This window comes from Aquitalea pelogenes (assembly GCF_041914625.1).
Lineage (GTDB): Bacteria > Pseudomonadota > Gammaproteobacteria > Burkholderiales > Chromobacteriaceae > Aquitalea > Aquitalea pelogenes.
Genome location: NZ_JAYSDA010000011.1, coordinates 43,128 through 65,829, shown reverse-complemented (window position 1 = coordinate 65,829; position 22,702 = coordinate 43,128). Strand labels below are relative to the sequence as shown.

Here is a 22,702-nt window from a genome sequence, read left to right as displayed (position 1 = left end):
AATAGAGTGCTGCTTGCTTGCACGGTCGTGGTGCAAGTATCGGTCCTGCTGTGCGATTAGTCTCTCCAGCCTTGCTGGATGCCGCTTGCCGGCGCATTTTCCATTGGGCTATTCCAGCGGGCAACTGGTGGCCGAAGCATGCCAACATAATCACAGCCCACTGTCATCGAGAGGGAATGTCAGCCATGAAAGCAAACGGCAACCGCAGCCTGATCCGGGTGGTCTCGCCTTTTGTGGCGATTGTTGGCGCATTGCTATTGCTAAGCATCATCAGCCTGAATGTGCTGTCCACCATCCGTGCCTATGTGGGTGGGGAGGGCTTGTGGTCCAAAGCCCAGAAAGACGCCATTTACTATCTCAGCCGTTATGCGGGCAGCCGTTCCGAGCAGGACTTTAATGCCTATAAAAGCGCCATCTCCATCCAGTTGGGTGACCGGCAGGCACGTCTGGCACTGGACCGCTCGGTACCGGATCTGGACGCCGCACGGGCTGGCTTGCTGCAAGGGGGCAATCATCCCGGTGACATTGATAATGTCATTACCGCTTTTCGCTGGTTCCGCCATGTCAGTTATCTGAGCCAGGCCATTCATTACTGGGAAATCGGCGATAGCTATGTTATCGAAATCTCCAGCATTGCCGAGCGGCTGCACGACGGTTTCAACCATGGCTATATCAGCGACGACGAGCTGATGGCCTTGAGCCGCCGCATTGTTGAAATCAACGAAGAACTCAAGGCCCCGGCACGCGCGTTTTCGGAAGTGCTGGGAGAAGGCTCACGCTTTGCCACGGCCCTGCTGTGGTGGGTGAATGTGCTGGTCGGCCTGGTACTGTTGCTGCTTACTGTGCGGCAAGTGCAGGTGCTGCTGCGTCAGTCCGCCCGTTTTGAAGCCGAACTGAATGCTGAGAAGGAAAGGGCAGAGACCACGCTCAATTCCATCGGCGATGCGGTGATTACCATTGATCTGTCCGGCAAGCTGCGTTACCTGAATGCGGTGGCATTGCACATGATTGGTGGCGGTGAGCAGGTTCTTGGCCGTTATTTTGAAGATGTGTTTTCCATGATTGACCTGTCGGGCAGCAATCTGGATCAGTTGGGCAGCAGTCAGTTGCGCGCACAGTGTGCCAACAAGCAGACCTATCCCAGCCTGCGCCTGCAAGGGGTGGATGGCAGCAGCCACATGATTTCCCTGGTGGCTGCGCCGATACATGATTCGCGTGGCGAGATAGATGGCCTGGTGCTGGTGTTGCATGACAAGTCCATCGAGCAGCAGTACATCAATCATCTGAGCTGGCAGGCAGCGCATGATGCCCTGACCGGGCTGTATAACCGGCGCGAGTTCGAGCAACGCGTTACACGAGCCCTGAGCCGCCTGATGGTGACGGATACCTCCCATGCCCTGCTGTTTGTGGATCTGGACCAGTTCAAGCTGGTCAACGATACCAACGGACACGCTGCAGGAGACGAATTGCTGCGTCAGGTATGCCGCGTGCTGCAAGAGCAGCTGGGCCTGTCGGATGTACTGGCCAGGCTTGGTGGTGACGAGTTTGGTGTGCTGCTGGAAGATTGCCGGATCGACGTGGCGCTGGACAAGGCTGATCGCCTGCGCAGGGCGGTGCAGCAGGCCGGGTTCCACTGGGAGGGTATCCCGTTTTCCATCAGTGCCAGTATCGGCATGGTGTTTCTGGGCGAGCCTGGTGCCACCCTGGCTGAAAGCCTGCAGGCAGCGGATATCGCCTGTTACATGGCCAAGGAAAAGGGCCGAAACCGGATTCAGCTTTACAGTTCGAAAGATACCGAACTGGCAGTACGCTCGGTAGAAATGGCCTGGGTGCAGCGTTTGCGGACCGCGATGGAAGAGGAGCGGTTCAGTCTCTACTTCCAGGAAATCGTCCCGCTGCGACCGGATGGCAAAAAGACCGGGCGTCATATCGAGGTCTTGCTACGTTTGCGGGACGAGGCCAACGCCATCATTCTGCCCGGTGCTTTCATCCCGGCAGCCGAACGTTTTGGCTTGATGCCGGATATCGACCGCATCGTGGTACGCCAAACCTTCGAGACCCTGTGGCACATGCATGCCCACGGCGATCACTCCATCGCTGTGTGCGCCATCAATCTGTCCGGTGCCACCTTGTGTGATGACAACTTCCTGGATTTCATCCGGCGCCAATTCATCAGCTATGCCATTCCCCCGGCGATGGTCTGCTTTGAAGTTACCGAAACCAGTGCGATTTCCAATTTGCAGCAGGCCACCCGCTTCATCAGCGAATTGCGCCAGATGGGCTGTCATTTCTCGCTGGATGATTTTGGCGCCGGGATGTCTTCCTTTGCCTATCTTAAGCATCTGCAAGTGGATTACCTGAAAATTGACGGCAGCTTTGTCAAGGACATGGTGGAGGACTCGGTAGACCGTGCAATGGTGGAAATGATCAATCGCATCGGGCATGTGACAGGCAAGAAAACCATTGCAGAGTTTGTCAGCGCTCCCGAAATCATGCAGGCATTGCAAGAAATCGGTGTGGACTATGCCCAGGGCTACTACATTGGCGAGCCAGCGCCTTTCATCTCCCCGCCTTTTGGCAAGCCGGCAGTGACGGCTTATCGCTTGCCGGGGCAGGAGTGAGGCAGGCACATTTTGAGGAAGAGTGAAAACATGCTAGACCAGCATCAATTTGTCCGGACGGGTCCCTTGATGGATGTCACCAGCTATCCGGAGTGGACACAGGAAATGGTTTACCACTGCGACCGCTACAAAAGCCTGGTGGTGGACCACGAACTGTTTACCTGCATGAAAGAGGCCAGGCTGGACCATGCCACCCACAAGGCATTCCTGTCCGGCGGCTGGCCGGTGATCGAGCAGTTTCCGCAGTACATGGCGATGAACCTGCTGAAAATCCGTTACGGTCAGCATCCGGGTCAGGACATGGCACGGCGCTATCTGATCCGCAATATCCGTGTGGAACAGAACCATGCAGACCACTGGTATAACTGGGCCACCGCATCCGGCGTGGATATTCCGGCCATGCTCAGCGGTCATCAGGCACTGGAAACCTTGAGCCTGAGCCAGTGGTGCTGGCAGGTGTGTGACCGGGAATCGCTGGCGGTTGCCATGGCAGCCACCAACTATGCCATTGAAGGTGCCACCGGCGAGTGGTCCGCCCGCGTATGCTCGGAAGACCGCTATGCCCAGCTGTTTGATGAATCGGTGCGTGCCAAGGCCATGAAGTGGCTTAAGCTGCATGCCAAGTATGACGATGCCCACCCGTGGGAAGCGCTGGAGATCATCGTGGCGCTGGTTGGCCTGCATCCGGACCAGCACACGGTCACCGCATTGCAAAATGCCATCTGCAGGAGCCACCAGTTCATGCGCTTGCTGCTGGATCACTACATGCGCAATGCCAAGGTGGATCGCGCGACCACGCCAATGCCCTCAGTCTGCCTGGCCTGACCGGTTTTCATTGTCGCAGCGCGGCTTGCAAGTGGTATTGCAAGTCGCGCTGTATTGCTTTAAACGACGGGCTGCCGTTGCAGATTGTTGCGCACTGCCACATGACCAGCACGCTTGTGCATGATAAAGTCGATTGTGTACAAAAGTGGTCTGCCCGTGACAGACCATGCCCTGATCCATGGGTGATGCCATGAAAATATGCCCATCACCCTGCATAGTCATAAGGAAACATTGTGGTCGACATTGCCAAGCTGCAGCCGCCGGAAGTATGGGAACATTTCCAGACCTTGTGCGAAATTCCCCGTCCATCCAAGCATGAGCAAGCGTTGCGTGATTACCTGAAAGGTTGGGCCGAATTGCGTGGTCTGACCAGTGTTGTGGATGCTGCCGGTAACCTGATCGTGCGCAAGCCTGCCACGCCCGGCATGGAAAACCGTGTGGGCGTGGTACTGCAAGGCCATCTGGATATGGTGTGCCAGGCCAATGCCGGTACCGAGCACGACTTTTTCAAAGACCCGATCCGCCCGGTGCTGAAAGATGGCTGGCTGGTGGCAGAAAACACCACTCTGGGTGCCGATAACGGCATTGGTGTGGCCATGGGTCTGGCCGTGCTGGCCAGTGACGATCTGGTGCATGGTCCGGTCGAAGTGCTGATGACGCTGGATGAAGAAGCGGGCATGGGCGGGGCGCTGGGGCTGGAGCCAGGCTTGCTGCAGGGCGGCATGATGATCAATATCGATACCGAAGAATGGGGCGAGTTCTATATGGGCTGTGCCGGCGGTGTTGATGTCAATGTCACGCGCGCGTATGCCAGTCGTCCACTGTCTGCCGGTTATCAGGTTGTCCAGCTGCACATCAAGGGCCTGAAAGGTGGCCACTCGGGTGCCGACATTCATCTGGGCCGCGGTAATGCCATCAAGCTGCTGGTGCGCTTGCTGCGCGAACTGGAAGCCGAAACCGACCTGCAACTGGCCTCCTTCAGTGGTGGTACCGCCCGCAATGCACTGGCCCGTGAAGCGACGGCAACGGTTGCCTATCCGGAGCAGGATGCTGCCCGCATCGCCGCCAGGCTGGATGCTTTCCAGTCTCTGCTGCGCTTTGAACTGGCGGGGGTAGACGAGGGTGTGAGCGTGCTGTCTGAAGCCTCGCATGCGGACAGCGTACTGGAATCTGCTGACCAGGCCGCCATTCTGGCCGCCTTGCATGCCGCGCCGCATGGCGTGAAGCGCATGAGTCAGCGTGTCAGCGGCGTGGTGGAAACCTCGAACAATCTCGGTGTGGTACGGGTGGAGCAGGGCAAGGTATTTGCCAACCTGATGGTGCGCTCCTTGCTGGATTCCGGCACCTGGATGCTGGCGCGTGAAGTGGAAAGCCTGTTTGGGCTGGCTGGCTTTGCCGTGGAAATGGAAGGTGGCTATCCGGGCTGGGCACCAAACCCGCAGTCCCCGTTGCTGGCCTTGTTCGAGCAGGTTTATCAGCAAGAATTCGGTGGCGAATCCGGCGTGCAGGTGATTCATGCCGGTCTGGAGTGCGGCATTATCGGGGCCAAGTATCCGGAGATGGACATGGTGTCGTTCGGTCCGACCATTCGCGGTGCACATGCACCGGGTGAGCGGGTGGAAGTGGAGTCGGTCGGCAAGGCCTGGCAATTGCTCAAGGCGGTACTGGCTGCCGTGCCTGCACGCAGTTAAAGCAGAAGGTGAGCGCGCTGCGGCGATCAAGTCCCCTTCCGCACTGACAGGCTCTGCATTGGAAAAACCCGGCTTTGCCGGGTTTTTCTATTCAGTATCCTTTTTCCTGGCCCGTGGATGAGCGGCATCGTACACCTTGGCCAGATGCTGAAAGTCCAGCGCGGTGTAGATCTGGGTTGTCGACAGGTTGGCATGGCCCAGCAATTCCTGTACTGCCCGCAAATCGCCCGAGGATTGCAGCAGATGGCTGGCAAATGAGTGACGCAGCATGTGCGGGTGTACGTGGCGGTCCATGCCAGTACGGATCGACCATTCCGCCAGGCGTTTTTGCACTTGCCGCGCACTGAGACGGCGGCCGTGCCGACCGACAAACACGGCATTGCAGCCCGCTTCGGCTTGCCGTTCGGCCAGCCATTGCTGCAGGTAATCCAGTGCCGTACGACCTATCGGCAGCAAGCGTGTCTTGTTGCCCTTGCCGCGCACGCGTAGCAGCTGTTCCTGCAGGTCCATGTCGGACAGGTCCAGCCCTACTGCTTCGGACAGGCGCAAGCCGGAGGAGTACATCAGCTCGAACAGGGCACGGTCGCGCAGGCTGAGGGTTTCATCATGCGGAATGTGTTCCAGCAGAGCTGCAGTACCATCCACCGGCAGCGCCTTGGGCAGGGGCTTGTCCTGCTTGGGCGCGCGCAGGCCCAGGCAAGGATTGATCCCGATGGCCTGTTTTTGTTGCAGCCAGTCGTAGAACTGCCGCCACGATGACAGCTTGCGTGCCAGGCTGCGACTACCCAGGCCGCGTGCGTGCAGGGTGGCCATGGCCTTGCGGATGTCATCGGCCTGCGCCTGCAGGGTGTCGCGGCTGCCAAGTAGCAGTTGCAGGCCTTGCAAGTCGCGCACATAGGCATCCAGCGTGTGCGGGCTCTTGCCTTGCAGCCGCAAGCTGTCACGGAATGCAGCCAGCATGTCAGACTCAGCCACGGCGCAGGCGTGCCATATTGCTCAGGCGCTCGAACAAGGACAGGTCCTGCTCGTTCTTCAACAGGGCGCCTGCCAGTGGCGGCAGGCTGGCCGACTGGTGCTGGGCGGCCAGTTGTGCGCTGTCTATGCCCTCACTGCCCAGCAGCTTCAGCCAGTCCAGCAGTTCGGAAGTGGTGGGCTTTTTCTTCAGGCCAGGCATTTCACGGATGGCAAAAAACACTTCCAGTGCCTGGCTGACCAACTGCTGTTGCAGGCCGGGGTAGTGCACGTCCACGATGGTCTGCATGGTGGCCGGATCGGGAAAACGGATGTAATGGAAGAAGCAGCGGCGCAGGAAAGCGTCTGGCAGTTCCTTCTCGTTATTGGAAGTAATGATGATGATGGGCCGCTGACGGGCACGAACAAATTGCTGCGTCTCGTGCACAAAAAACTCCATCTGGTCCAGTTCGCGCAGCAAGTCGTTGGGGAATTCGATGTCCGCCTTGTCAATTTCATCAATCAGCAACACCGGTGCCGTATCCGCCTCGAAGGCCTGCCATAGCTGCCCCTTGATGATGTAATTACTGATGTCATGAACCTTGGCATCGCCCAGCTGGGAGTCACGCAGGCGGGATACCGCATCGTATTCGTATAGCCCGTGCTGGGCTTTGGTACTGGATTTGATCGGCCAGACAATCAGCTGCCGGCCCAGGCTGGCGGCAATTTCTTCGGCCAGCATGGTCTTGCCGGTACCCGGCTCGCCTTTAACCAGCAAAGGGCGTTGCAGCGTGATGGCAGCATTGACTGCCATCATCAGGTCGTCGGTGGCAACGTATTGATCGCTGCCGGTAAAGCGGGTTTGCATATGGGTTAGCACCTTGTTGTTATCAATGACAAAGCCGCCAGGACGGGCCGGGCGGCTTGCGCAATGCTTTAGCACGGATGCCGGGCCTCGTACCCGGTTGCCGCCTCAGGGGTTCAGCGCACGAACTGGCGTTCCAGGTCGTCCAGGCTGATGTTCCATTCTTTCATCATGTGGCGCAGCAAGACAATTTCCGGGTCGCTGATGGTGCCGTCCGATTTGCTGATATCCATGGCCAGCACACAGGTCAGGATGCGTTTGGCCGGATTGGTCACCTCGGCCAGCATGGTTTCGATCCGGTCGGTATCCAGCAGATGAATGGTGCCGTCCTGCTCCGCTTCGTCGGAAATATCGTCACAGTAGTCTGTCAGAACCTGGGCAAATTGCTTGCGCGACAGGCCGATCAGGTCGTAGACGTTGACTTTTTCCAGCAGGTCCAGCTCGCGCGGGTCCATGTTGCCATCGGAAATCATGAACATGGCCAGCAAACGGGCAATGGCCTCGGGGCTGTTAATCGGGTATGGACGCATCACGAGATTCCTTGTTGTTATTGATGAAGCCTTGCCGCAAAGGCTGCGGGCATGGCTGCGACCTGACGAGTCTGGTAATCGAAGAATACGATGCCTGTCTTCAATCTTGCCACTTCTTTGCCATTGTTGCCATCTGTCGCCTGATAGACGATGTCCAGCCCGTACTTGTTGAGATCGGCGGTGCCGAGATTGAACACCAGTTGGTCGCCGTGAAATGCTTCGGCACGGTACATGACGGCTGCATCGGCCATGATGATGCCAACGCCCTCGACATCCAGCTCGCTGTAGCCCATGCTTTTCAACCAGCGCAGGCGCACCTCGTGCGCCAGGCGCAAAATGGCATCATTGGCCATGTGGCCGCCGTAGTTGATGTCGCCAATGCGCACGTCCATGCTGGTCTGGAAGATGAACTGCTCGGGAAGCGCAATCTTGATGCGTGCCATGATTTCACCTGAATAAAATGACATTCAGTCTAATCGACTGTCTTAATCTGTATCAACAGCAAGCCGGGGTGGTTTGCTAGACTGAATGCATGGCTGCCAACACACACAAGGAGAGGCTTATGTACCAACGCATTTTCGTGCCGGTGGATGATAGTGATACGTCCAACCTGGCATTGGCTGAAGCATGCCGACTTGCCAAGAGCATGGGTAGCACCCTTCGTCTGGTGCATGTGGTTGATCTGGCGCAGTTTGGCTGGGGCGGTACGGAGTTCCTGGATGCTGCCGAGCTGCAAAAGTCCATCAAGCAGGCCGGTGAGCAAGTGCTGGGACAGGCACAGGCACAGGCAGTGGCTGCCGGGCTGACCCCTGAAGTCAAGATCCTGGAGAGCTGGGGTGACAAGATTGCATCAGTGCTGATTGATGATGCCAATACCTGGGGTGCTGATCTGGTGGTGATGGGTACCCATGGCTGGAGCGGCTTGATGCATATCCTGATGGGTAGTGTTGCCGAAGGCTTGCTCAAGCAGGCAGATGTGCCGGTCCTGCTGGTACGCAATGCCGGTGAGTAAGCAGGTTTTCCAGACCGCTATGTACCACTGCATAGCGGTTTGCTCATGAAAAAAGCAGCCGTTGAACCAGATGGTTTGACGGCTGCTTTTTTTGGGTGGCGGGAATATCAGCCAGCGGTTGCTTCGCTGCTGCCTTCCTGCGCTTCCATCTTGGCACGTACGGCCTTGCGCAGGCTCTTGTACAGGTCAGGGTGGGTTTCTTTCAGGTACTCGACAATTTCGAAGTCTTCGCGACGTACCTTGGACAGTTCGATCTGCTCGACATGAACCAGACGCAGCAGTTCGCGAACCGGTTTGGGCATGTTGCGGCCGCTTTCGTAACGGGAACCGCCGGACTGTGTTACGCCGATGCGGCTCCAGAACTCTTGCTGATTCAGGCCCAGCTTGCGGCGGATTTCACGCGGATTGGTGATTTTTTCAAAGAGTTTCATGGGTTGTTCCTCTTAAAAGGCTAACAGTATTGTATTGAATTATTGTTTTGGCTTAGGACACTGCCCTATGTCCTAAAAATAGCAAAGAAAATCCATAAGGAATAATGTGATTTGAAAAAAATCATTAAGTTCCGTCATGGATTACATGCGCATGAATGATATGTTAGCGTATTCTTATCTAGGAATACAACGGAATGTCATCCATCTGGCACGAAAATGGTAGTTACATGTCGTAAACATGTATATAGATGATGGTAGAACCAAAGAGGGGAGGGGTGGCGAGCCTGACCCTCGGCACTTGCACTAAGTAACTATGGCTGCTTCCTTCCGGACCTGACCAGGTTTGCTACCGTACAATGCGAGGAGACCCGCCGCAGAAGAGTGCGAATAATAGCGGGTTTCGGCATGCTTGCCAAGAGTGCTGTAGAAAAAGGCTATCCGGCTGGGGGCAGGCAGCCTTTTTATTGGCAGGCATATTGCCTGAGTAGCAGCTCTGGGGGCAGACTCCGCCTATGTTTTGCCTTGTTACAGGACTGCCTCATGTCTTCCTCCTATCTTTCCCTGCTGCAAACACTGGTGGGCTTTGACACCACCAGCCGTCATTCCAATCTCGCACTGATCCGTTGGGTAGAGGAGTATCTGCAGGCTTACGGCCTGAGCAGCCAGCTGACCTTGAATGATGATGGCAGCAAGGCCAACCTGTTTGCCCGGATAGGTGCGGCAGACCTGCCGGTTCTGTTGCTGTCCGGTCATACCGATGTGGTGCCGGTGGATGGGCAGGCGTGGACTTCACCGCCGTTCACCCTCACCGACAAGGGAGACGGTCGTTGGTATGGCCGCGGTGCATGCGATATGAAGGGTTTCATTGCCTGCGTACTGGCGCATGTGCCGGAGTGGGTGAGGCTTGCAGCGGAGGGAAGCCTGCAGCAGGGCATCGGTATTGCCTTGTCTTATGACGAGGAAGTGGGCTGTCTGGGCGTGCCTCGCCTGATTGATGGGTTGTTACAAGAGCAGGTGCCGCTGGCCGGTTGCATCATTGGCGAGCCGACCTCAATGCGTCCGGTGGTGGCACACAAGGGCATTGCCCATTACCACTGCCATGTACAGGGGCGGGCTGCGCATTCCTCGCTCACACCGCAAGGGGTGAATGCCATTGAATATGCCGCCAGGCTGATTACCCATGTCCGTCGTCTGGCCGACACCGAGGCGTCGTTTGGTCATCACCAGCCATTGTATGATGTGCCGTTTACCACCTTGCAAACTGGCACCATTTCCGGCGGTACGGCCAACAACATCGTGCCCAAGGATTGCGAATTCACCTTTGAGTGCCGCTGGCTGCCAGGGGATGATCCGCAGCGCTTTGTCGATTCGGTGCGTGACTATGCCGACAATCTGTTGCTCGAAATGCGCCAGGTGGCCCCGGAAGCGGAAATCTCCATTGAGCCGCGCGTATATTGCCCGGCATTCGAGGCTACACCGCAAAGTGAAGTGCTGCACTATGTGGAAAAGCTGTGCGCTTGTCAGGGTGGTGACGGTGTGGCGTATACCACGGAAGCTGGTGTTTTCCATGCGGCCGGCATCCCTTGTGTCGTGCTGGGACCAGGTTCGATCGAGCAGGCACATCGCCCGGATGAATTTATTGAGGAGGGTCAACTGGCAGCCTGTTTTGACTGGCTGGCACGGCTGACTGCCGAGTTGTGTCGCGTGCCGGGTGGTGACTGACAAATAATTTTGCATGGTCTGGAAAATCACTTCAGAATCGCCGCTCCGGTGACCCCGGAACCCGTGTAATCCGTTCAGGTTATCGCTTGAGCGGGTTTGAATTTTGTCGTGATGAGAGACCAAATGAAACAGGACAGCAGATCCTCGGCGTCCGCAGGTGCCAGCAAGGCACGTGACGGATTTACCTCCAGTTTTGGCGTACTGGCCGCCACGCTCGGCTCGGCGGTCGGGCTGGGTAATATCTGGAAATTTCCCTATCTGACCGGGACCAATGGCGGTGCCGGTTTTCTGATCGTGTATGTCTGTGCCACCTTGCTGGTGGGCTTGCCGGTGATGATTTCGGAAATCATGCTGGGCCGCCGTGCCAAGTCCGATGCAGTCACTGCATTGAAAAAGCTGGCACCTGCCGGCCAGCCGTGGTGGTTGATCAGCGCTTTTGGCGTATTGTCGGCCTTCCTGATCATGGCGTTTTATTCCGAAGTGGCTGCCTGGGTGTTTGCCTATGTGTTCAAGGCGATTGGCGGTGGCATTCTGTCCAGCGATCCGAAAGTCACCTCGGCGGCTTTTGGCAGCCTGATTGCCGACCCGGTGCAGTCGCTGCTGTGGCAATGGCTGGTGCTGGCCCTGATTGGCGGTATCTTGCTGATGGGGGTGGCCAAGGGGATTGAGGCTGTCACCAAGAAGCTGATGCCCATCCTGTTCTTGCTGCTGCTGGTTATTGGCGTGCGCAGCCTGATGCTGCCTGGTGCCATGCTGGGCATCAGTTTCCTGTTTGCCCCGGATTTCTCCAAGATTACTGCCGCAGTGGTGTTGACTGCGGTTGGCCTGGCATTTTTCAAGTTGTCCATCGGCATGGGTACCATGATGACCTATGGCAGCTATTTTCGTGACGATCAGAACATTCCTGCCACCACCTTGCGCGTGATGTGTGCCGACCTGTTTGTGTCCATGCTGGCTGGTATTGCCATTTTTCCGGCAGTGTTTGCCTTTGGCTTCAAGCCGGAAGCCGGGCCGTCGCTGCTGTTCATCACCATTCCTGCCGTGTTTGCCAGCATGCCGATGGGCCAGCTGTTCATGGTGGCCTTCTTTATATTGGCTGCCATCGCCTCGACGGGTGCCATGTTGTCCATCCTGGAAGTGCCGGTATCAGTGTTGAGCGAGCGTTTTGGCATCAGCCGTCCCAAGGCAACGGTGCTGAACCTGCTGGTGCTGGCACTGTTTGGCGCAAGCTGTGCCTTGTCCAACAGCACCATGGCTGACTTCAAGCTGTTTGGCATGACCATGTTCGACCTGTTCGACTTTGTCACGTCCAATATCCTGATGCCGCTGGGTGGTATCTTCCTTTGCCTGTTTGTCGGCTGGGTATGGGGTTTTGACCGTTTGAAGACGGCCTTGTCCAATGAAGGACAGTTGCACAACGAGGCGCTGGTGCGAGTACTGCTGGTGGTGGTGCGCTTTGTTTCACCGCTGCTGATTCTGGTGGTGATGCTCAAGGGGCTGAAGCTGTTCTGAGTTCCCTGCGGCGCGGTTGCTTGAACAGAAGGGTCATCCGGATTGGATGGCCCTTTTTGTTTTCATGGAAAGCTATCAAATGGTTTTGCGTATTATTAAATCAAATTACGAATGGTGATTTAACTGGATTTTAATAATAAGACATGAAATGATGATGGCTTACTGCACACCCACAGGGGTGAGAGGTGAAGTATGAGTCATCAGCGGAACTTGGTTTTTACGCTGCAGCAGCTTGAGGTTCCGGGCCGCCTGCGTGCACTGTGTCAGGAGTTGTCGGCACTGGTGCCGGACCGTCTGGAGGGGCCGTGGTCGGAAGAAGAAGTGCGTGAGCTGATTCACGGCTGGCGCATGATGGCATTTTGTCAGGAGGATGAGCCGGTCCAGGCCCATCCCTTTCATTCCACCGACGGCATGTTCCGCACCGTGGTGTTCAGTCCGGCTCAGGCCTGAGTCTTGCCGTAGGCCGGGTGGCAGTGGCAAGCCAGCAAGTGGTCATTCACTACCCCGGTTGCCTGCAAGTAAGCATAAATCACGGTACTGCCGACAAAATTCATTCCGGCTTTTTTCAGTGACTTGCTGATCTGGTCGGATAATGCCGTGCTGGCCGGGCAATCTTGCAATGTCGGCCAGTGGTTGAGCACGCTCTGCCCCTGGGTGTGGCTCCACAGCCAGCGGTCGAAACTACCGTGCTCTTGCTGCAATTGCAGGAACACCGCCGCATTGCGAATGGCACTGCGTATCTTCAGACGATTGCGGACAATTCCGCTGTCCTGCATCAGCCTTTCGACATCCTCTTCGGTCATCTGCGCCACCCGCTGCGGGTCGAAACCATGGAAGGCCCGGCGATAGCCTTCGCGCTTGCGCAGGATGGTGATCCAGGACAAGCCTGCCTGGGCACCTTCGAGAATCAGCATTTCAAACAGCCTGGTGTCGTCGTGTTGCGGACGGCCCCATTCCTCATCGTGATAGGCAATATATAAAGGATCATCCCCGCACCAGGGGCAGCGCGGTACTGAAGAGACAGTCATGAAAGGCTCCGGGGCAGCCCGGCTGGTGCCGGGCCGGGTTTAGCCGAGGTTGTGCATCAGGATGTCGCAGGACAGGCCGGTTTTCTGCAGGCCTTTGCGGCTGGACAGGTTGAGGATGAGCGGATTGCGGATGTTTGCCTTCAGTTCGCCCAGTGCCGGGTGGGATTCGGTTTCGGACTGTTCCTGATACAGCAATACCAGAATCACGGCATCTTCCGGCTTGCTCAGTTCCAGGCGGGAAACTTCCTCGTCATTCAGTTCCACCTCGTAGCGAACGCCCAGTTGAGTCGGGTGGGTCACGCTCAGGGTGATGCCGGCATCGTCCAGCGACTGCATCCAGAATACCGACGGATTGGCGCTGTCGGCATTGTGGAACAGCTTGAACTGGGTGCAGTTTTCCAGAGCCGGAATACCCTGGTCAAAATTGATGATGGTGCTTTCATCCACTTCTACGGTGCCGAGTTGGCTGGAATTGAACAGCATGTTGTTCTCCCTGTGGCAGATGACAGCATTATGCATCAAGCCCATGGTGCCGACGATGTTCTTGTAGGGTGGATGGCGCTTGCAGGATGAGACAGACCATGAAATTCCGTGTGTGCGATGGTGCGCCAGGGTGCATCAGCGCACGAATGCAGTGCAAACCGTTAGAATGCAGCACCATGATGAAGCCTGAATCCCTGTATCCACAGATTGAAGCGGCCTTGTGCTGTAACGATGTCGCCGCCAAACTGGCCGCTACCGACCATATCCACGCTGCCTGGCAGGCGGGCCACTTGCAGCGGCTGGACGCGCCCTTGTCACGTCTGCCGCTGGCCGGTCATCCGGCAAGGCCGGAGCTGGTGCATGCCACCAAGGTGCCACGACGCAGGACCGGCTCCCCGCTGGGCCAGCCGGCCATGCTGCATGCCATTGCCCATATCGAATTCAATGCCGTCAATCTGGCGCTGGATGCCGCCTGGCGCTTTCGCGACATGCCGGACGCCTACGTCACCGACTGGCTGCGCATTGCGGCGGAGGAAGCCAAACATTTTCGCCTGCTGCAACAGCGTTTGCAGCAACTGGGCCATGACTATGGTGATTTCCCGGCGCATAACGGCTTGTGGGAAATCTGCCATCGTACCGATCACGATGTGCTGGTCCGCATGGCGCTGGTGCCGCGCGTGCTGGAAGCGCGGGGGCTGGATGCCAGCCCCGAGCTGAAGCGCAAACTGGCCAATATTGGCGACCATGCCAGCGTGGCGATTCTCGACATCATTCTTGAAGATGAAATCGGCCATGTTCAGGTGGGGAATCATTGGTTTCACTGGCTGTGCCGCGCGCGTGGCCTGGAGCCGATGACCGCGTTTTGCGCCTTGCTGGACGAGTATGACCTGACCGCCCATCGTGGCAGCTACAATATGGATGCCCGGCGTTGCGCCGGATTTAGCGAGGCCGAGCTGCAATGGTTGCAGCAGGCCAAACCAGAACAGCCAGGCATCAGCGCCAACTGACGCTGGTGCATGTAGCGGAGGCCTTGCCCCGCTGATGAAAACGATGATGAAGGAGACTGATAATGTGGAATGTCATTCGCCGTATCCGCATGCGGCGCAAACAGGCGGTGCTGTGCCTGCTGGCGGCTACCTTGGCCTTTGTGCTGAGCGCCGCAATGATGAGCAGTCTGAGCTTTGCCCAGGAGCCGGTACTGACTGTGTGCTGGGGCGTACTGATGGTGTGGTCACTGCTGGTGCAGCTTCTGCTGCTGGCGATGCTGGCCAAAAAACCATGAAGCAGAAAATGGCATTGAAAACATGGGCTTAATGGATTTGGTCCATGCTGATGCCAGGCTTGACGATGCCGCGTCCGGCGGCGCATAATCGCGCCGCAACATAGAAAAAAGGCCCCTGATACGGCGGGGCCTTTTTGTTTTTACAGTTTTCGGAGACCCCGGATCATGGACTATCAGGCGTTTTTGCGTCAGTTGGAATCCAGCACGCTGCCTGCATCCGAATTTACCCACCAGGCGCATTTGTATGCTGCCTGGGCTTACCGTCGCCAGTATCCGGCGCCGGAGGCGGCCGTGCGCTGTGCGCGTGCGCTGTCGCGCTATGCCATGGCGCAGGGCGCGGCAGAAAAATACCATCACACCCTCACCATGTCCTTGTTGTCCATCCTGTATCACCGTGCCCAGCAGATGCCGGCCATGGTGCAGGAATGGCCGGTTTTTCTGGCGCAGTGTGATGATGTATTGCACGACGCCAAGGCGGTGTTGTTCCAATATTACTCGGATGACAGGTTGAATCAGGATGTATCGCGGCGCGCGTTTGTGCCGCCGGATCGCATGCCCTTGCCGATTGCCTGCCTGTCCCAACAAGAAAGCGAAGCCCTATGTTAAAAGCCCCGGAATTGCTGCTGCCCGCCGGCACGCTGGACAAGATGCGCGCAGCCTACGACTTTGGCGCGGATGCGGTCTATGCCGGTCAGCCGCGCTATTCGCTGCGTGCGCGCAATAACGACTTCAAGCTTGAAGAACTGAAAACCGGTATTGATGAAGCGCATGCGCGCGGCAAGTTGTTCTTTGTGGCCAGTAACCTGTTGCCGCACAACAGCAAGATCAAGACCTACATGGCCGACATGGAGCCGGTGATCGCCATGAAGCCGGATGCGCTGATCATGGCTGACCCCGGCCTGATCATGATGGTGCGCGAGCGCTGGCCGGAAGTGCCTATCCACCTGTCGGTGCAGGCCAATACCGTCAACTACATGGGGGTGAAGTTCTGGCAAAAGCTGGGTGTGTCGCGCATCATCCTGTCGCGCGAGCTGAGCCTGGACGAGATTGCCGAAATCCGTCAGGAATGCCCGGATATCGAGCTGGAAGTGTTTGTGCACGGTGCCTTGTGCATTGCCTACTCCGGCCGTTGCCTGTTGTCGGGTTATTTCAATCACCGCGACCCGAACCAGGGCACCTGTACCAATGCCTGCCGCTGGGATTACAAGATGCACGACACCCAGGGCGACGACGCGGGTGATGTGCAAACCATCAAGCTGGACTTCAACAAGGCACTGGAAGAAGCCAACCAGAGCTTTGCCGCCTGTGGTGGTGCCGAACGCCATCCGCTGGCCGACAAGACCTATCTGATCGAAGAGGGCAGCCGTCCGGGCGAGCTGATGCCTATCATCGAAGACGAGCATGGCACCTACATCATGAACTCCAAGGACCTGCGTGCGGTGGAGCAGGTGGAGAAGCTGGTGAAGATCGGCGTGGATTCGCTGAAGATTGAAGGGCGTACCAAGAGCCTGTACTACGTGGCCCGCACCGCGCAGGTGTATCGCCGTGCCATCGATGACGCCGTGGCCGGCCGCCCGTTTGACTACAGCCTGCTGGCCGAACTGGAAGGACTGGCCAATCGTGGCTACACTCCGGGCTTCCTGGAACGTCACCAGACCCAGGATTACCAGAATTACCTGGACGGCCATTCCAAGGCCAAGCAAAGCCAGTATGTGGGCGATGTGCTGGAAGTGGATGCCGATGGCTGGGCGCTGGTCGAGGTGAAGAACCGCTTTGCGGTGGGGGATCGCATCGAGGTGATCCATCCGCGTGGTAACCGCATCGTGCAGCTGACCCAGATGACCCGTAACGGTGTGGCGGTCGATCTGGCTGCCGGTAACGGCATGCAGGTGCGCATTCCGGATATGGCTGGCATGGAGAAAGCGCTGCTGGCACGCCTGATCTGATCAAATGCCTGCCACTGTGCAAACAGTGCTAAAACGTAAGCGGCTTGCCCGAAGGGGCAAACCGCTTTTATTTCGTCGGTACGCACAGCAAGGCATGGCCAGATTTGATCTGTGGCAAAACTGCCTCATTCTGAGGTGAAGCAAGAAAAAACTTTTTTTGTCTACCGCTGGCTGAATCGGCGCGTTAATCCGATCAGGGGTACTGTATGCCGTTGCTGGCCCTGCTGCAGGGCGTGGCCCGCGCAGGTGGTGGCTAAACCCTTGAATCACCAAGCGGGGCGTGGTTTTTGATCATATGTTAAGTCAATTTGGCGCTGTGGCGCTGGATATGCCCGATAAATGATCAGATGTGTCGACGTGTGCGTGCTGTGCAGATGTCAAGCCCCTGCCGCCTGCCGTTTTCTTGCGCTGCAAAAAAAAATCATGTTGCGGCTGAATGTCTTTGTGGTTAAAAAGCTGTAACACCTCAACACAATTTGTGGATTTTATTAAACATAACCGAGGTGATATCTACAACGGAGGAGGCTGGTTCGAGCGTTAGCCTGAACCTGTCGAAGTGCAGTCGGCCTGGTGCCGGCAGCGTTTCACGGCTTTCCTGCGATAACAATAATGTGAAAAGACTGGCAGCTTGTTTGCCTTGTCCTTCGTCTCTTGCCTGACAGTTACCTGCCGTTCTGGATTGGAAATAGCCAGAATGGATAGGATGGGGTTATAAATGTCGTGCACGCTTATTGCTTGGTGAATAGGCGTGTCACATTCGCCCCGGGTTTGGCGTGACCGGATGGGAGGGAGAATCCCCGACCGGTCTCATGAGGTGCAGTGCATCAGGTCCCTCGCGTCTCCTGACGAAGGGAATTTATGGTCTTGCAATACATAGGAAGCCTGTAATGAAGAAGAAACTTGTCAAGAAAGTGCTGTGTTCGCTGCTTCTGCTGTTGCCAAGTGCTGGCGTTCTGGCAGAAGACAAGGTACTGAACGTTTATAACTGGTCCGACTACATTGCCAAGGGCACCATTCCCGGCTTTGAAAAACAGACCGGCGTGAAGGTGAAGTATGACGTTTACGACAGCGACGACACCTTGCAAGCCAAGATGCTGACCGGCCGTGCCGGCTACGACATCGTGGTTCCGACCTCTAACTTCATGGCCAAGCAGATCGAGGCGGGCATCTACCAGAAACTGGACAAGTCCAAGATCCCGAACCTGGCGAATCTGGACAAGGCCCTGATGGCCAAGATCCAGGATGCCGACCCGGGCAATGCCCACGGTGTTCCCTGGGCTTACGGTACCGACGGCCTGGGTTACAACTTCACCAAGGTGAAGGCCATTCTGGGCGCTGGCGCTCCGCTGGACAGCTGGGACATCCTGTTTGACCCGAAATATGTTTCCAAACTGAAAGGCTGCGGCGTTTCGGTGCTGGATCAGGCTAACGACGTTTTCGCAGTCGCACTGCACCACCTGGGCAAGGACCCGAACAGCAAGAACCCGGCTGACTACCAGGCCGCCTTCGAACTGCTGAAGAAAATCCGCCCCTACATCACCCAGTTCAATTCTTCCGGCTACATCAATGACCTGGCCAATGGCGATATCTGCCTGGCGCTGGGCTGGTCCGGTGACGTCAACATTGCCAAGCACCGTGCCGCTGAAGCCAAACGTACCTATCAGCTGGGCTATGTGATTCCGAAATCCGGCGCGCCGATCTGGTTTGACGTGATGGTGATCCCGAAAGATGCGCCGCACGTGGAAGCCGCCCTCAAGTGGATCAACTACATCCAGAATCCGGAAGTCAACGCCGCCATTACCGACCAAGTGTTCTATCCCACGGCCAATGCCGCTGCACGCAAGTTCGTGAAGCCGGAAATCGCCAACGATCCGTCTGTTTATCCGCCGGAATCGGTCATGAAGACCCTGTTCCTGCTCAAGCCGCTGCCGGCTGACATCATGCGTCTGCAGAACCGTCTGTGGACCCAGCTGAAGACCGGCCGCTAAACCGAGTCCTGAATCACCGGGGTGTTTGCACCCCGGTGCTGCAAGACAGCACGGTCTGCCAGGGTTTTCTCCGCGCAGGCTGATGCAAGCGTCAGCTGCCGTTCGGCAACGGGCAGGTGGCTGGCTAGAAAAAGTATCTGGAGTGAGGGTTGCAAGCCGGTCCGGCAGGGTCGGGTTGCTGTGAAACGTAAGTCATCACATCAGGGCGAGTCGTGACAGGGCCTTGATATGATGGCTGTAAAGATGGGCTTGGCAAGCCGGGTTCCCCGGCCAAGTGGTGCTAAATCATGAAAAGTCTCAAATTCAGTCGATGGTTACCGTCCGGCAGGACAACCGTCATTGGTGTTCCGTTTTTGTTCCTGTTTGTCTTTTTCCTGTTGCCCTTCCTGTTGGTGGTAGGCATCAGCTTCTCCCAGCAGCAGCTGGGGATTCCGCCTTACACACCGCTCACCAAGATGGAAGACGATGTCTTCACCCTGGTGCTCAACATTGGCCATTACAAGTTCATGCTGGGTGACGATCTGTACTTCGCCACCTACATCAGCTCGGTCAAGATGGCTTTTGTGTCCACGGTTTTGTGTCTGCTGATCGGTTACCCGATGGCTTACTACATTGCCCGTGCGTCTGAATCTGCCCGTGACACCCTGATGATGATGGTGATGCTGCCGTTCTGGACGTCCTACCTGATTCGCGTCTATGCGTGGATCGGCATCCTGAAGAACGACGGTTTCCTCAATCAGTTCCTGATGTGGCTGGGCGTCATCGATACCCCGCTGCGCCTGTACCACACCAACTGGGGTGTTTATATCGGCATGGTGTTTTCCTACCTGCCGTTCATGATCATGCCGTTGTATTCCCACCTGGTGAAAATGGACCTGCGCCTGCTGGAAGCCGCCTACGACCTGGGTGCCCGTCCGTGGAAGGCCTTTGTGCAGGTAACCCTGCCGCTGTCCAAGAACGGCATTATCGCCGGCAGCCTGCTGGTGTTCATTCCGGCGGTGGGTGAGTACGTGATTCCGGAACTGCTGGGTGGTTCCGACACGCTGATGATCGGCCGCGTGATGTGGGATGAATTCTTCAATAATATGGACTGGCCGATGGCGGCTACCGTGACTTGCGCGATGGTGCTGCTGCTGCTGGTGCCCATGGCCATGTTCCAGCATTACCAAGCAAAAGTGATGGAGGAAGTGAAATGAGCACCTTGAAACCCAGCAAGCCGCTGTCTTATGCGGTACTTGGCTTCGGCTACTCCTTCCTGTACCTGCCCATCCTGCTGCTCATCATCTATTCGTTCAACGAATCGAAGCTGGTGACGGTGTGGTCCGGTTTCTCCACCAAGTGGTACTGGGCACTGCTGGAGGATGATGAACTCATCACCGCAGCCCTGCTCAGTATCAAGATTGCGCTGATGACGGCAACGGCATCGGTGGTGGTGGGTACCTGGGCCGGTTTCGTAATGGCGCGGCTCAACCGCTTCCGCCTGTTTCCGCTGTTCGCCGGCATGATCAATGCCCCGCTGGTGATTCCGGAAGTGATTCAGGGTATTTCGCTGCTGCTGCTGTTTGTGGCCATGGAGCAAACCCTGGGCTGGCCGGAAGGCCGCGGTGTGTTCACCATCTGGATTGGTCACGTGATGCTGTGTGTGTCCTACGTAGCCATCATCGTGCAATCCCGTGTGCGTGAACTGAACCGTTCGCTGGAAGAAGCCGCCATGGACCTGGGCGCACGTCCGCTCAAGGTGTTCTGCGTGATTACCCTGCCGCTGATTTCCCAGGCACTGGTATCCGGCTGGTTGCTGTCCTTCACCCTGTCGCTGGACGACCTGGTGCTGACTGCCTTCCTGTCCGGACCGGGTTCCACCACCTTGCCGATGGTGGTGTTCTCGCGGGTTCGTCTGGGTCTGAACCCGGAAATGAACGCACTGGCTACCCTGTTCATCCTGGTGGTGTCGGTGGGTGTGGTAGCGGGCAATCTGTACATGCGTTCCATGCAGCGCAAGCGTGAGCGTGAAATGCAGCTGGCCTTCAAGGCTGCCTGAGTCAGCAGGGGATTAGTGTAACGACAACGGGGTAGCAGTGGGTTGGGCAGTCAGACCAGTCCGGCTGTTACCCCGTTTGTTCTGTCAGCGTAGGAGCAAAGCTGTTCATGCTGTAGTACAAGGGAGAAATGAAATGAAGAAATTGTTGATCAGCGCACTGATCGCAGGTCTTCCCGGTGTGGCCATGGCCGACGCCAAGGGAGACGAAATCGCCAAGCTCAAGGCCCAGCTAGAGGCCCTGCAGGCGCAAATGCAACAGCTGCAACAGGCGGTGAATGCCGCAACTGCCGCCAAGGCACCCGAGGCCGATGACGGCAATGCCGAGCTGAAACAGCGCGTGGCCGGCATGGAGATGAAGGTCGACAAGCTGACTACCGATGCCAGTGAAGGCCCGATTGCCGGTCTGAGCATTACCGGTTACATGGACCCGACCTATGTGGCCAGCCGTCTGGGTCGCAGCGCCGGCTTCCAGTTTGTCAATCACAGCAACCAGTATGCTTACACCAACAGCACCTTTGGTGATGTCTACCTGGACATCAAGAAAACCTTTGGTGTTGGCCCGATGGCGCCCAGTGCCGAAGTCAGCATCCTGCCTAACCGTGGTTCCGGCAACAACCTGCTGACCAGCGGTGGCAACAGCAGCGCGGGCAACAATATCATCAATACCGCCATCATCAACTTCCCGGTGTCTGACACCACCCAGTTGGTGGCCGGCCTGATGAACAGCTTTGGTGGCTATGAAGTCCAGCAATCCAACCAGATGAACACCATCACCCATGGCCTGCTGTATGACTTCAGCGACCCGGGCAGCTATGTTGGTGCCGGCTTCAACTGGTCGCATGGTTCGTGGGCCACCAAGTTCATGATTGCCAACGAGCAGTTCCACACCAATCCGAACAGTGCAAACGACGCGAACCAGCATACCCACAGCAACAGCACGCCGACGGTGACGGGCCGTGTCGACTACACCATGACCAGCAATCTGGACATTGGCGGTTCGATGAATATCGGTCGTCAAAGCCTGTATGCGCACACCGATGCCAATGGTAATGGTGACGGTACCTATGGCTATCAGGGTACTTCCAACAGCGCCTACGGGGCCTACTACTTTGGCGAGCTGGACATGACGCTGACCGGTACCGACAGCGTCTACAATGCCGAAATCGACTATGGTCGGCAGAAGCAGGCAGCCTGGAACGGTGGCGATGCCGTATGGTATGGCTTCTCGCTGCTGGCCCACCAGAAATGGAATTCCGAGTGGTTCGGCCGCATGGGAGGCACCTTGCGTTATGACTACCTGAATGACAGCAAGAACGGTGGCGGTGGCGGTGGTATTGCGCTGGGTCAGTCCAATGGCGTGGACGGCACCAACGGCTTCGGTATTTCCCAGGCTTGTTTCAATAGCAGCAGTGTCAATGGTACGGATTGCTCCGGTGCCACCCGTCAGGCTTTGACCGCAGCCCTGCTGTTCTACCCGACCGACCAGCTGACCCTGAAGATGGAAATCCGTCACGACTGGGCTAATCGCGACGTGTTCCTGCGCAGCGATGGCAACTATCGCAAGAGCAACGATATCTTCGCGGCTCAGGCGGTTTACAGCTTCTGATCCTGGTTTGTCCTGTTGTCACGAATGGCCTCCGCTGGAGGCCATTTTTTATTGCCTTGCCATCAGGGTGGATCCGTGTGGGCAGGTACTCGCCCGTGCAAAGCGATGTGTGTGCAAACATACGGACGGCCGGCGCTCACCCTTTTGGCATGATCTGCCTGCAAGGTGCGT

At 57.0% G+C, this 22,702-nt stretch carries 22 protein-coding genes and 1 other RNA gene; 15 read left to right on the top strand and 8 right to left on the bottom strand.

The features are described from left to right. Nucleotides 1–185 precede the first annotated feature (185 nt). From ACE3SE_RS10935 to ACE3SE_RS10925, 3 genes are all read left to right on the top strand, one after another. Nucleotides 186–2,621 carry a putative bifunctional diguanylate cyclase/phosphodiesterase gene (locus ACE3SE_RS10935; RefSeq protein ID WP_052694339.1) on the top strand — a complete coding sequence of 812 codons (2,436 nt, stop codon included), beginning with the start codon at nucleotides 186–188 and terminating at the stop codon, nucleotides 2,619–2,621. 30 nt (nucleotides 2,622–2,651) lie between these two features. Then, nucleotides 2,652–3,446: a TenA family transcriptional regulator gene (locus ACE3SE_RS10930; protein ID WP_374555233.1), complete on the top strand. Its 795-nt coding sequence runs from the start codon at nucleotides 2,652–2,654 to the stop codon at nucleotides 3,444–3,446. Between the two features lie 233 nt (nucleotides 3,447–3,679). After that, nucleotides 3,680–5,137, top strand: coding sequence for an aminoacyl-histidine dipeptidase (locus tag ACE3SE_RS10925; protein WP_374555231.1), 1,458 nt, complete (start codon nucleotides 3,680–3,682; stop codon nucleotides 5,135–5,137). An 87-nt stretch (nucleotides 5,138–5,224) separates the two neighbouring features. On the opposite strand, the gene xerC is transcribed toward ACE3SE_RS10925, so the two are convergent. The 4 genes from xerC to ACE3SE_RS10905 all read right to left on the bottom strand — a co-directional run bounded on the left by xerC (nucleotide 5,225) and on the right by ACE3SE_RS10905 (nucleotide 7,926). Continuing rightward, nucleotides 5,225–6,097 (bottom strand): tyrosine recombinase XerC, encoded by an 873-nt coding sequence (xerC, locus tag ACE3SE_RS10920; RefSeq protein WP_374555229.1) that lies wholly within the window; start codon nucleotides 6,095–6,097, stop codon nucleotides 5,225–5,227. Nucleotides 6,098–6,104: 7 nt separating this feature from the next. Further along, on the bottom strand, nucleotides 6,105–6,956 hold the full coding sequence (locus ACE3SE_RS10915; RefSeq protein WP_045848643.1) for an AAA family ATPase: 852 nt from the start codon (nucleotides 6,954–6,956) through the stop codon (nucleotides 6,105–6,107). Between the two features lie 113 nt (nucleotides 6,957–7,069). Then, nucleotides 7,070–7,483, bottom strand: coding sequence for a TerB family tellurite resistance protein (locus ACE3SE_RS10910; protein WP_197077286.1), 414 nt, complete (start codon nucleotides 7,481–7,483; stop codon nucleotides 7,070–7,072). Between the two features lie 17 nt (nucleotides 7,484–7,500). Then, complete coding sequence (locus ACE3SE_RS10905) at nucleotides 7,501–7,926, bottom strand: acyl-CoA thioesterase (protein WP_045848645.1); 426 nt, start codon at nucleotides 7,924–7,926, stop codon at nucleotides 7,501–7,503. A 119-nt stretch (nucleotides 7,927–8,045) separates the two neighbouring features. On the opposite strand from ACE3SE_RS10905, the gene ACE3SE_RS10900 reads away from it, so the two are divergent. Continuing rightward, the gene (locus ACE3SE_RS10900) at nucleotides 8,046–8,495 is read left to right on the top strand and encodes a universal stress protein (protein ID WP_045848646.1); all 450 of its coding nucleotides are present in this window, start codon (nucleotides 8,046–8,048) and stop codon (nucleotides 8,493–8,495) included. 107 nt (nucleotides 8,496–8,602) lie between these two features. Here ACE3SE_RS10900 and ACE3SE_RS10895 read toward each other — a convergent pair whose 3' ends face one another. Continuing rightward, the gene (locus ACE3SE_RS10895) at nucleotides 8,603–8,926 is read right to left on the bottom strand and encodes a helix-turn-helix domain-containing protein (RefSeq protein ID WP_045848647.1); all 324 of its coding nucleotides are present in this window, start codon (nucleotides 8,924–8,926) and stop codon (nucleotides 8,603–8,605) included. A gap of 274 nt (nucleotides 8,927–9,200) precedes the next feature. Beyond that, nucleotides 9,201–9,299, bottom strand: an RNA gene (gene ffs, locus ACE3SE_RS10890) — signal recognition particle sRNA small type. Nucleotides 9,300–9,466: 167 nt separating this feature from the next. Here ffs and argE point away from each other — a divergent pair. From argE to ACE3SE_RS10875, 3 genes are all read left to right on the top strand, one after another. Next, a complete protein-coding gene (gene argE / locus ACE3SE_RS10885; RefSeq protein WP_374555225.1) occupies nucleotides 9,467–10,648 on the top strand; it encodes an acetylornithine deacetylase in 1,182 nt (393 codons plus the stop codon). A 123-nt stretch (nucleotides 10,649–10,771) separates the two neighbouring features. After that, nucleotides 10,772–12,160: a sodium-dependent transporter gene (locus tag ACE3SE_RS10880; RefSeq protein WP_374555223.1), complete on the top strand. Its 1,389-nt coding sequence runs from the start codon at nucleotides 10,772–10,774 to the stop codon at nucleotides 12,158–12,160. A 210-nt stretch (nucleotides 12,161–12,370) separates the two neighbouring features. Continuing rightward, nucleotides 12,371–12,610, top strand: a complete 240-nt coding sequence (locus ACE3SE_RS10875; RefSeq protein ID WP_199101423.1) for a hypothetical protein — start codon at nucleotides 12,371–12,373, stop codon at nucleotides 12,608–12,610. On the opposite strand, the gene ACE3SE_RS10870 is transcribed toward ACE3SE_RS10875, so the two are convergent. Further along, nucleotides 12,601–13,188 carry a DNA-3-methyladenine glycosylase I gene (locus ACE3SE_RS10870; RefSeq protein ID WP_045848651.1) on the bottom strand — a complete coding sequence of 196 codons (588 nt, stop codon included), beginning with the start codon at nucleotides 13,186–13,188 and terminating at the stop codon, nucleotides 12,601–12,603. The two genes, ACE3SE_RS10875 and ACE3SE_RS10870, sit on opposite strands and share 10 nt — an antisense overlap. 39 nt (nucleotides 13,189–13,227) lie before the next feature. Further along, nucleotides 13,228–13,671: a flagellar assembly protein FliW gene (gene fliW, locus ACE3SE_RS10865; RefSeq protein ID WP_131360681.1), complete on the bottom strand. Its 444-nt coding sequence runs from the start codon at nucleotides 13,669–13,671 to the stop codon at nucleotides 13,228–13,230. A 179-nt stretch (nucleotides 13,672–13,850) separates the two neighbouring features. Between fliW and ACE3SE_RS10860 the strand changes: the two genes are divergently transcribed. The 8 genes from ACE3SE_RS10860 to ACE3SE_RS10825 all read left to right on the top strand — a co-directional run bounded on the left by ACE3SE_RS10860 (nucleotide 13,851) and on the right by ACE3SE_RS10825 (nucleotide 22,531). Continuing rightward, nucleotides 13,851–14,678 (top strand): ferritin-like domain-containing protein, encoded by an 828-nt coding sequence (locus ACE3SE_RS10860; protein ID WP_197077289.1) that lies wholly within the window; start codon nucleotides 13,851–13,853, stop codon nucleotides 14,676–14,678. A 62-nt stretch (nucleotides 14,679–14,740) separates the two neighbouring features. Continuing rightward, nucleotides 14,741–14,953: a hypothetical protein gene (locus ACE3SE_RS10855; protein ID WP_045848653.1), complete on the top strand. Its 213-nt coding sequence runs from the start codon at nucleotides 14,741–14,743 to the stop codon at nucleotides 14,951–14,953. Nucleotides 14,954–15,118: 165 nt separating this feature from the next. Beyond that, entirely contained in the window at nucleotides 15,119–15,559 is a 441-nt protein-coding gene (locus ACE3SE_RS10850) for a hypothetical protein (RefSeq protein WP_045848654.1), read from the top strand. Beyond that, nucleotides 15,553–16,899, top strand: coding sequence for a prephenate-dependent tRNA uridine(34) hydroxylase TrhP (trhP, locus tag ACE3SE_RS10845; RefSeq protein ID WP_045848655.1), 1,347 nt, complete (start codon nucleotides 15,553–15,555; stop codon nucleotides 16,897–16,899). The genes ACE3SE_RS10850 and trhP overlap by 7 nt, the downstream gene beginning before the upstream one ends. An 887-nt stretch (nucleotides 16,900–17,786) precedes the next feature. Further along, complete coding sequence (locus ACE3SE_RS10840) at nucleotides 17,787–18,887, top strand: polyamine ABC transporter substrate-binding protein (protein ID WP_374555220.1); 1,101 nt, start codon at nucleotides 17,787–17,789, stop codon at nucleotides 18,885–18,887. A 287-nt stretch (nucleotides 18,888–19,174) separates the two neighbouring features. After that, a complete protein-coding gene (locus ACE3SE_RS10835; protein WP_045848657.1) occupies nucleotides 19,175–20,083 on the top strand; it encodes an ABC transporter permease subunit in 909 nt (302 codons plus the stop codon). Beyond that, a complete protein-coding gene (locus ACE3SE_RS10830) occupies nucleotides 20,080–20,925 on the top strand; it encodes an ABC transporter permease subunit (protein ID WP_062790576.1) in 846 nt (281 codons plus the stop codon). Before ACE3SE_RS10835 ends, ACE3SE_RS10830 begins: the two co-directional genes overlap by 4 nt. 133 nt (nucleotides 20,926–21,058) lie before the next feature. Further along, complete coding sequence (locus tag ACE3SE_RS10825; protein WP_374555217.1) at nucleotides 21,059–22,531, top strand: DUF3138 family protein; 1,473 nt, start codon at nucleotides 21,059–21,061, stop codon at nucleotides 22,529–22,531. The last annotated feature ends 171 nt before the right edge of the window (nucleotides 22,532–22,702 follow it).

Bases quoted from the DNA above. Each gene is read 5' to 3' on its own strand.
- ACE3SE_RS10935 (WP_052694339.1), top strand. From the start codon at position 186: ATGAAAGCAAACGGCAACCGCAGCCTGATCCGGGTGGTCTCGCCTTTT.
- ACE3SE_RS10930 (WP_374555233.1), top strand. From the start codon at position 2,652: ATGCTAGACCAGCATCAATTTGTCCGGACGGGTCCCTTGATGGATGTC.
- xerC (WP_374555229.1), bottom strand. From the start codon at position 6,097: ATGCTGGCTGCATTCCGTGACAGCTTGCGGCTGCAAGGCAAGAGCCCG.
- ACE3SE_RS10915 (WP_045848643.1), bottom strand. From the start codon at position 6,956: ATGCAAACCCGCTTTACCGGCAGCGATCAATACGTTGCCACCGACGAC.
- ACE3SE_RS10910 (WP_197077286.1), bottom strand. From the start codon at position 7,483: ATGCGTCCATACCCGATTAACAGCCCCGAGGCCATTGCCCGTTTGCTG.
- ACE3SE_RS10905 (WP_045848645.1), bottom strand. From the start codon at position 7,926: ATGGCACGCATCAAGATTGCGCTTCCCGAGCAGTTCATCTTCCAGACC.
- ACE3SE_RS10900 (WP_045848646.1), top strand. From the start codon at position 8,046: ATGTACCAACGCATTTTCGTGCCGGTGGATGATAGTGATACGTCCAAC.
- ACE3SE_RS10895 (WP_045848647.1), bottom strand. From the start codon at position 8,926: ATGAAACTCTTTGAAAAAATCACCAATCCGCGTGAAATCCGCCGCAAG.
- argE (WP_374555225.1), top strand. From the start codon at position 9,467: ATGTCTTCCTCCTATCTTTCCCTGCTGCAAACACTGGTGGGCTTTGAC.
- ACE3SE_RS10880 (WP_374555223.1), top strand. From the start codon at position 10,772: ATGAAACAGGACAGCAGATCCTCGGCGTCCGCAGGTGCCAGCAAGGCA.
- ACE3SE_RS10870 (WP_045848651.1), bottom strand. From the start codon at position 13,188: ATGACTGTCTCTTCAGTACCGCGCTGCCCCTGGTGCGGGGATGATCCT.
- fliW (WP_131360681.1), bottom strand. From the start codon at position 13,671: ATGCTGTTCAATTCCAGCCAACTCGGCACCGTAGAAGTGGATGAAAGC.
- ACE3SE_RS10860 (WP_197077289.1), top strand. From the start codon at position 13,851: ATGAAGCCTGAATCCCTGTATCCACAGATTGAAGCGGCCTTGTGCTGT.
- ACE3SE_RS10855 (WP_045848653.1), top strand. From the start codon at position 14,741: ATGTGGAATGTCATTCGCCGTATCCGCATGCGGCGCAAACAGGCGGTG.
- ACE3SE_RS10850 (WP_045848654.1), top strand. From the start codon at position 15,119: ATGGACTATCAGGCGTTTTTGCGTCAGTTGGAATCCAGCACGCTGCCT.
- trhP (WP_045848655.1), top strand. From the start codon at position 15,553: ATGTTAAAAGCCCCGGAATTGCTGCTGCCCGCCGGCACGCTGGACAAG.
- ACE3SE_RS10840 (WP_374555220.1), top strand. From the start codon at position 17,787: ATGAAGAAGAAACTTGTCAAGAAAGTGCTGTGTTCGCTGCTTCTGCTG.
- ACE3SE_RS10835 (WP_045848657.1), top strand. From the start codon at position 19,175: ATGAAAAGTCTCAAATTCAGTCGATGGTTACCGTCCGGCAGGACAACC.
- ACE3SE_RS10830 (WP_062790576.1), top strand. From the start codon at position 20,080: ATGAGCACCTTGAAACCCAGCAAGCCGCTGTCTTATGCGGTACTTGGC.
- ACE3SE_RS10825 (WP_374555217.1), top strand. From the start codon at position 21,059: ATGAAGAAATTGTTGATCAGCGCACTGATCGCAGGTCTTCCCGGTGTG.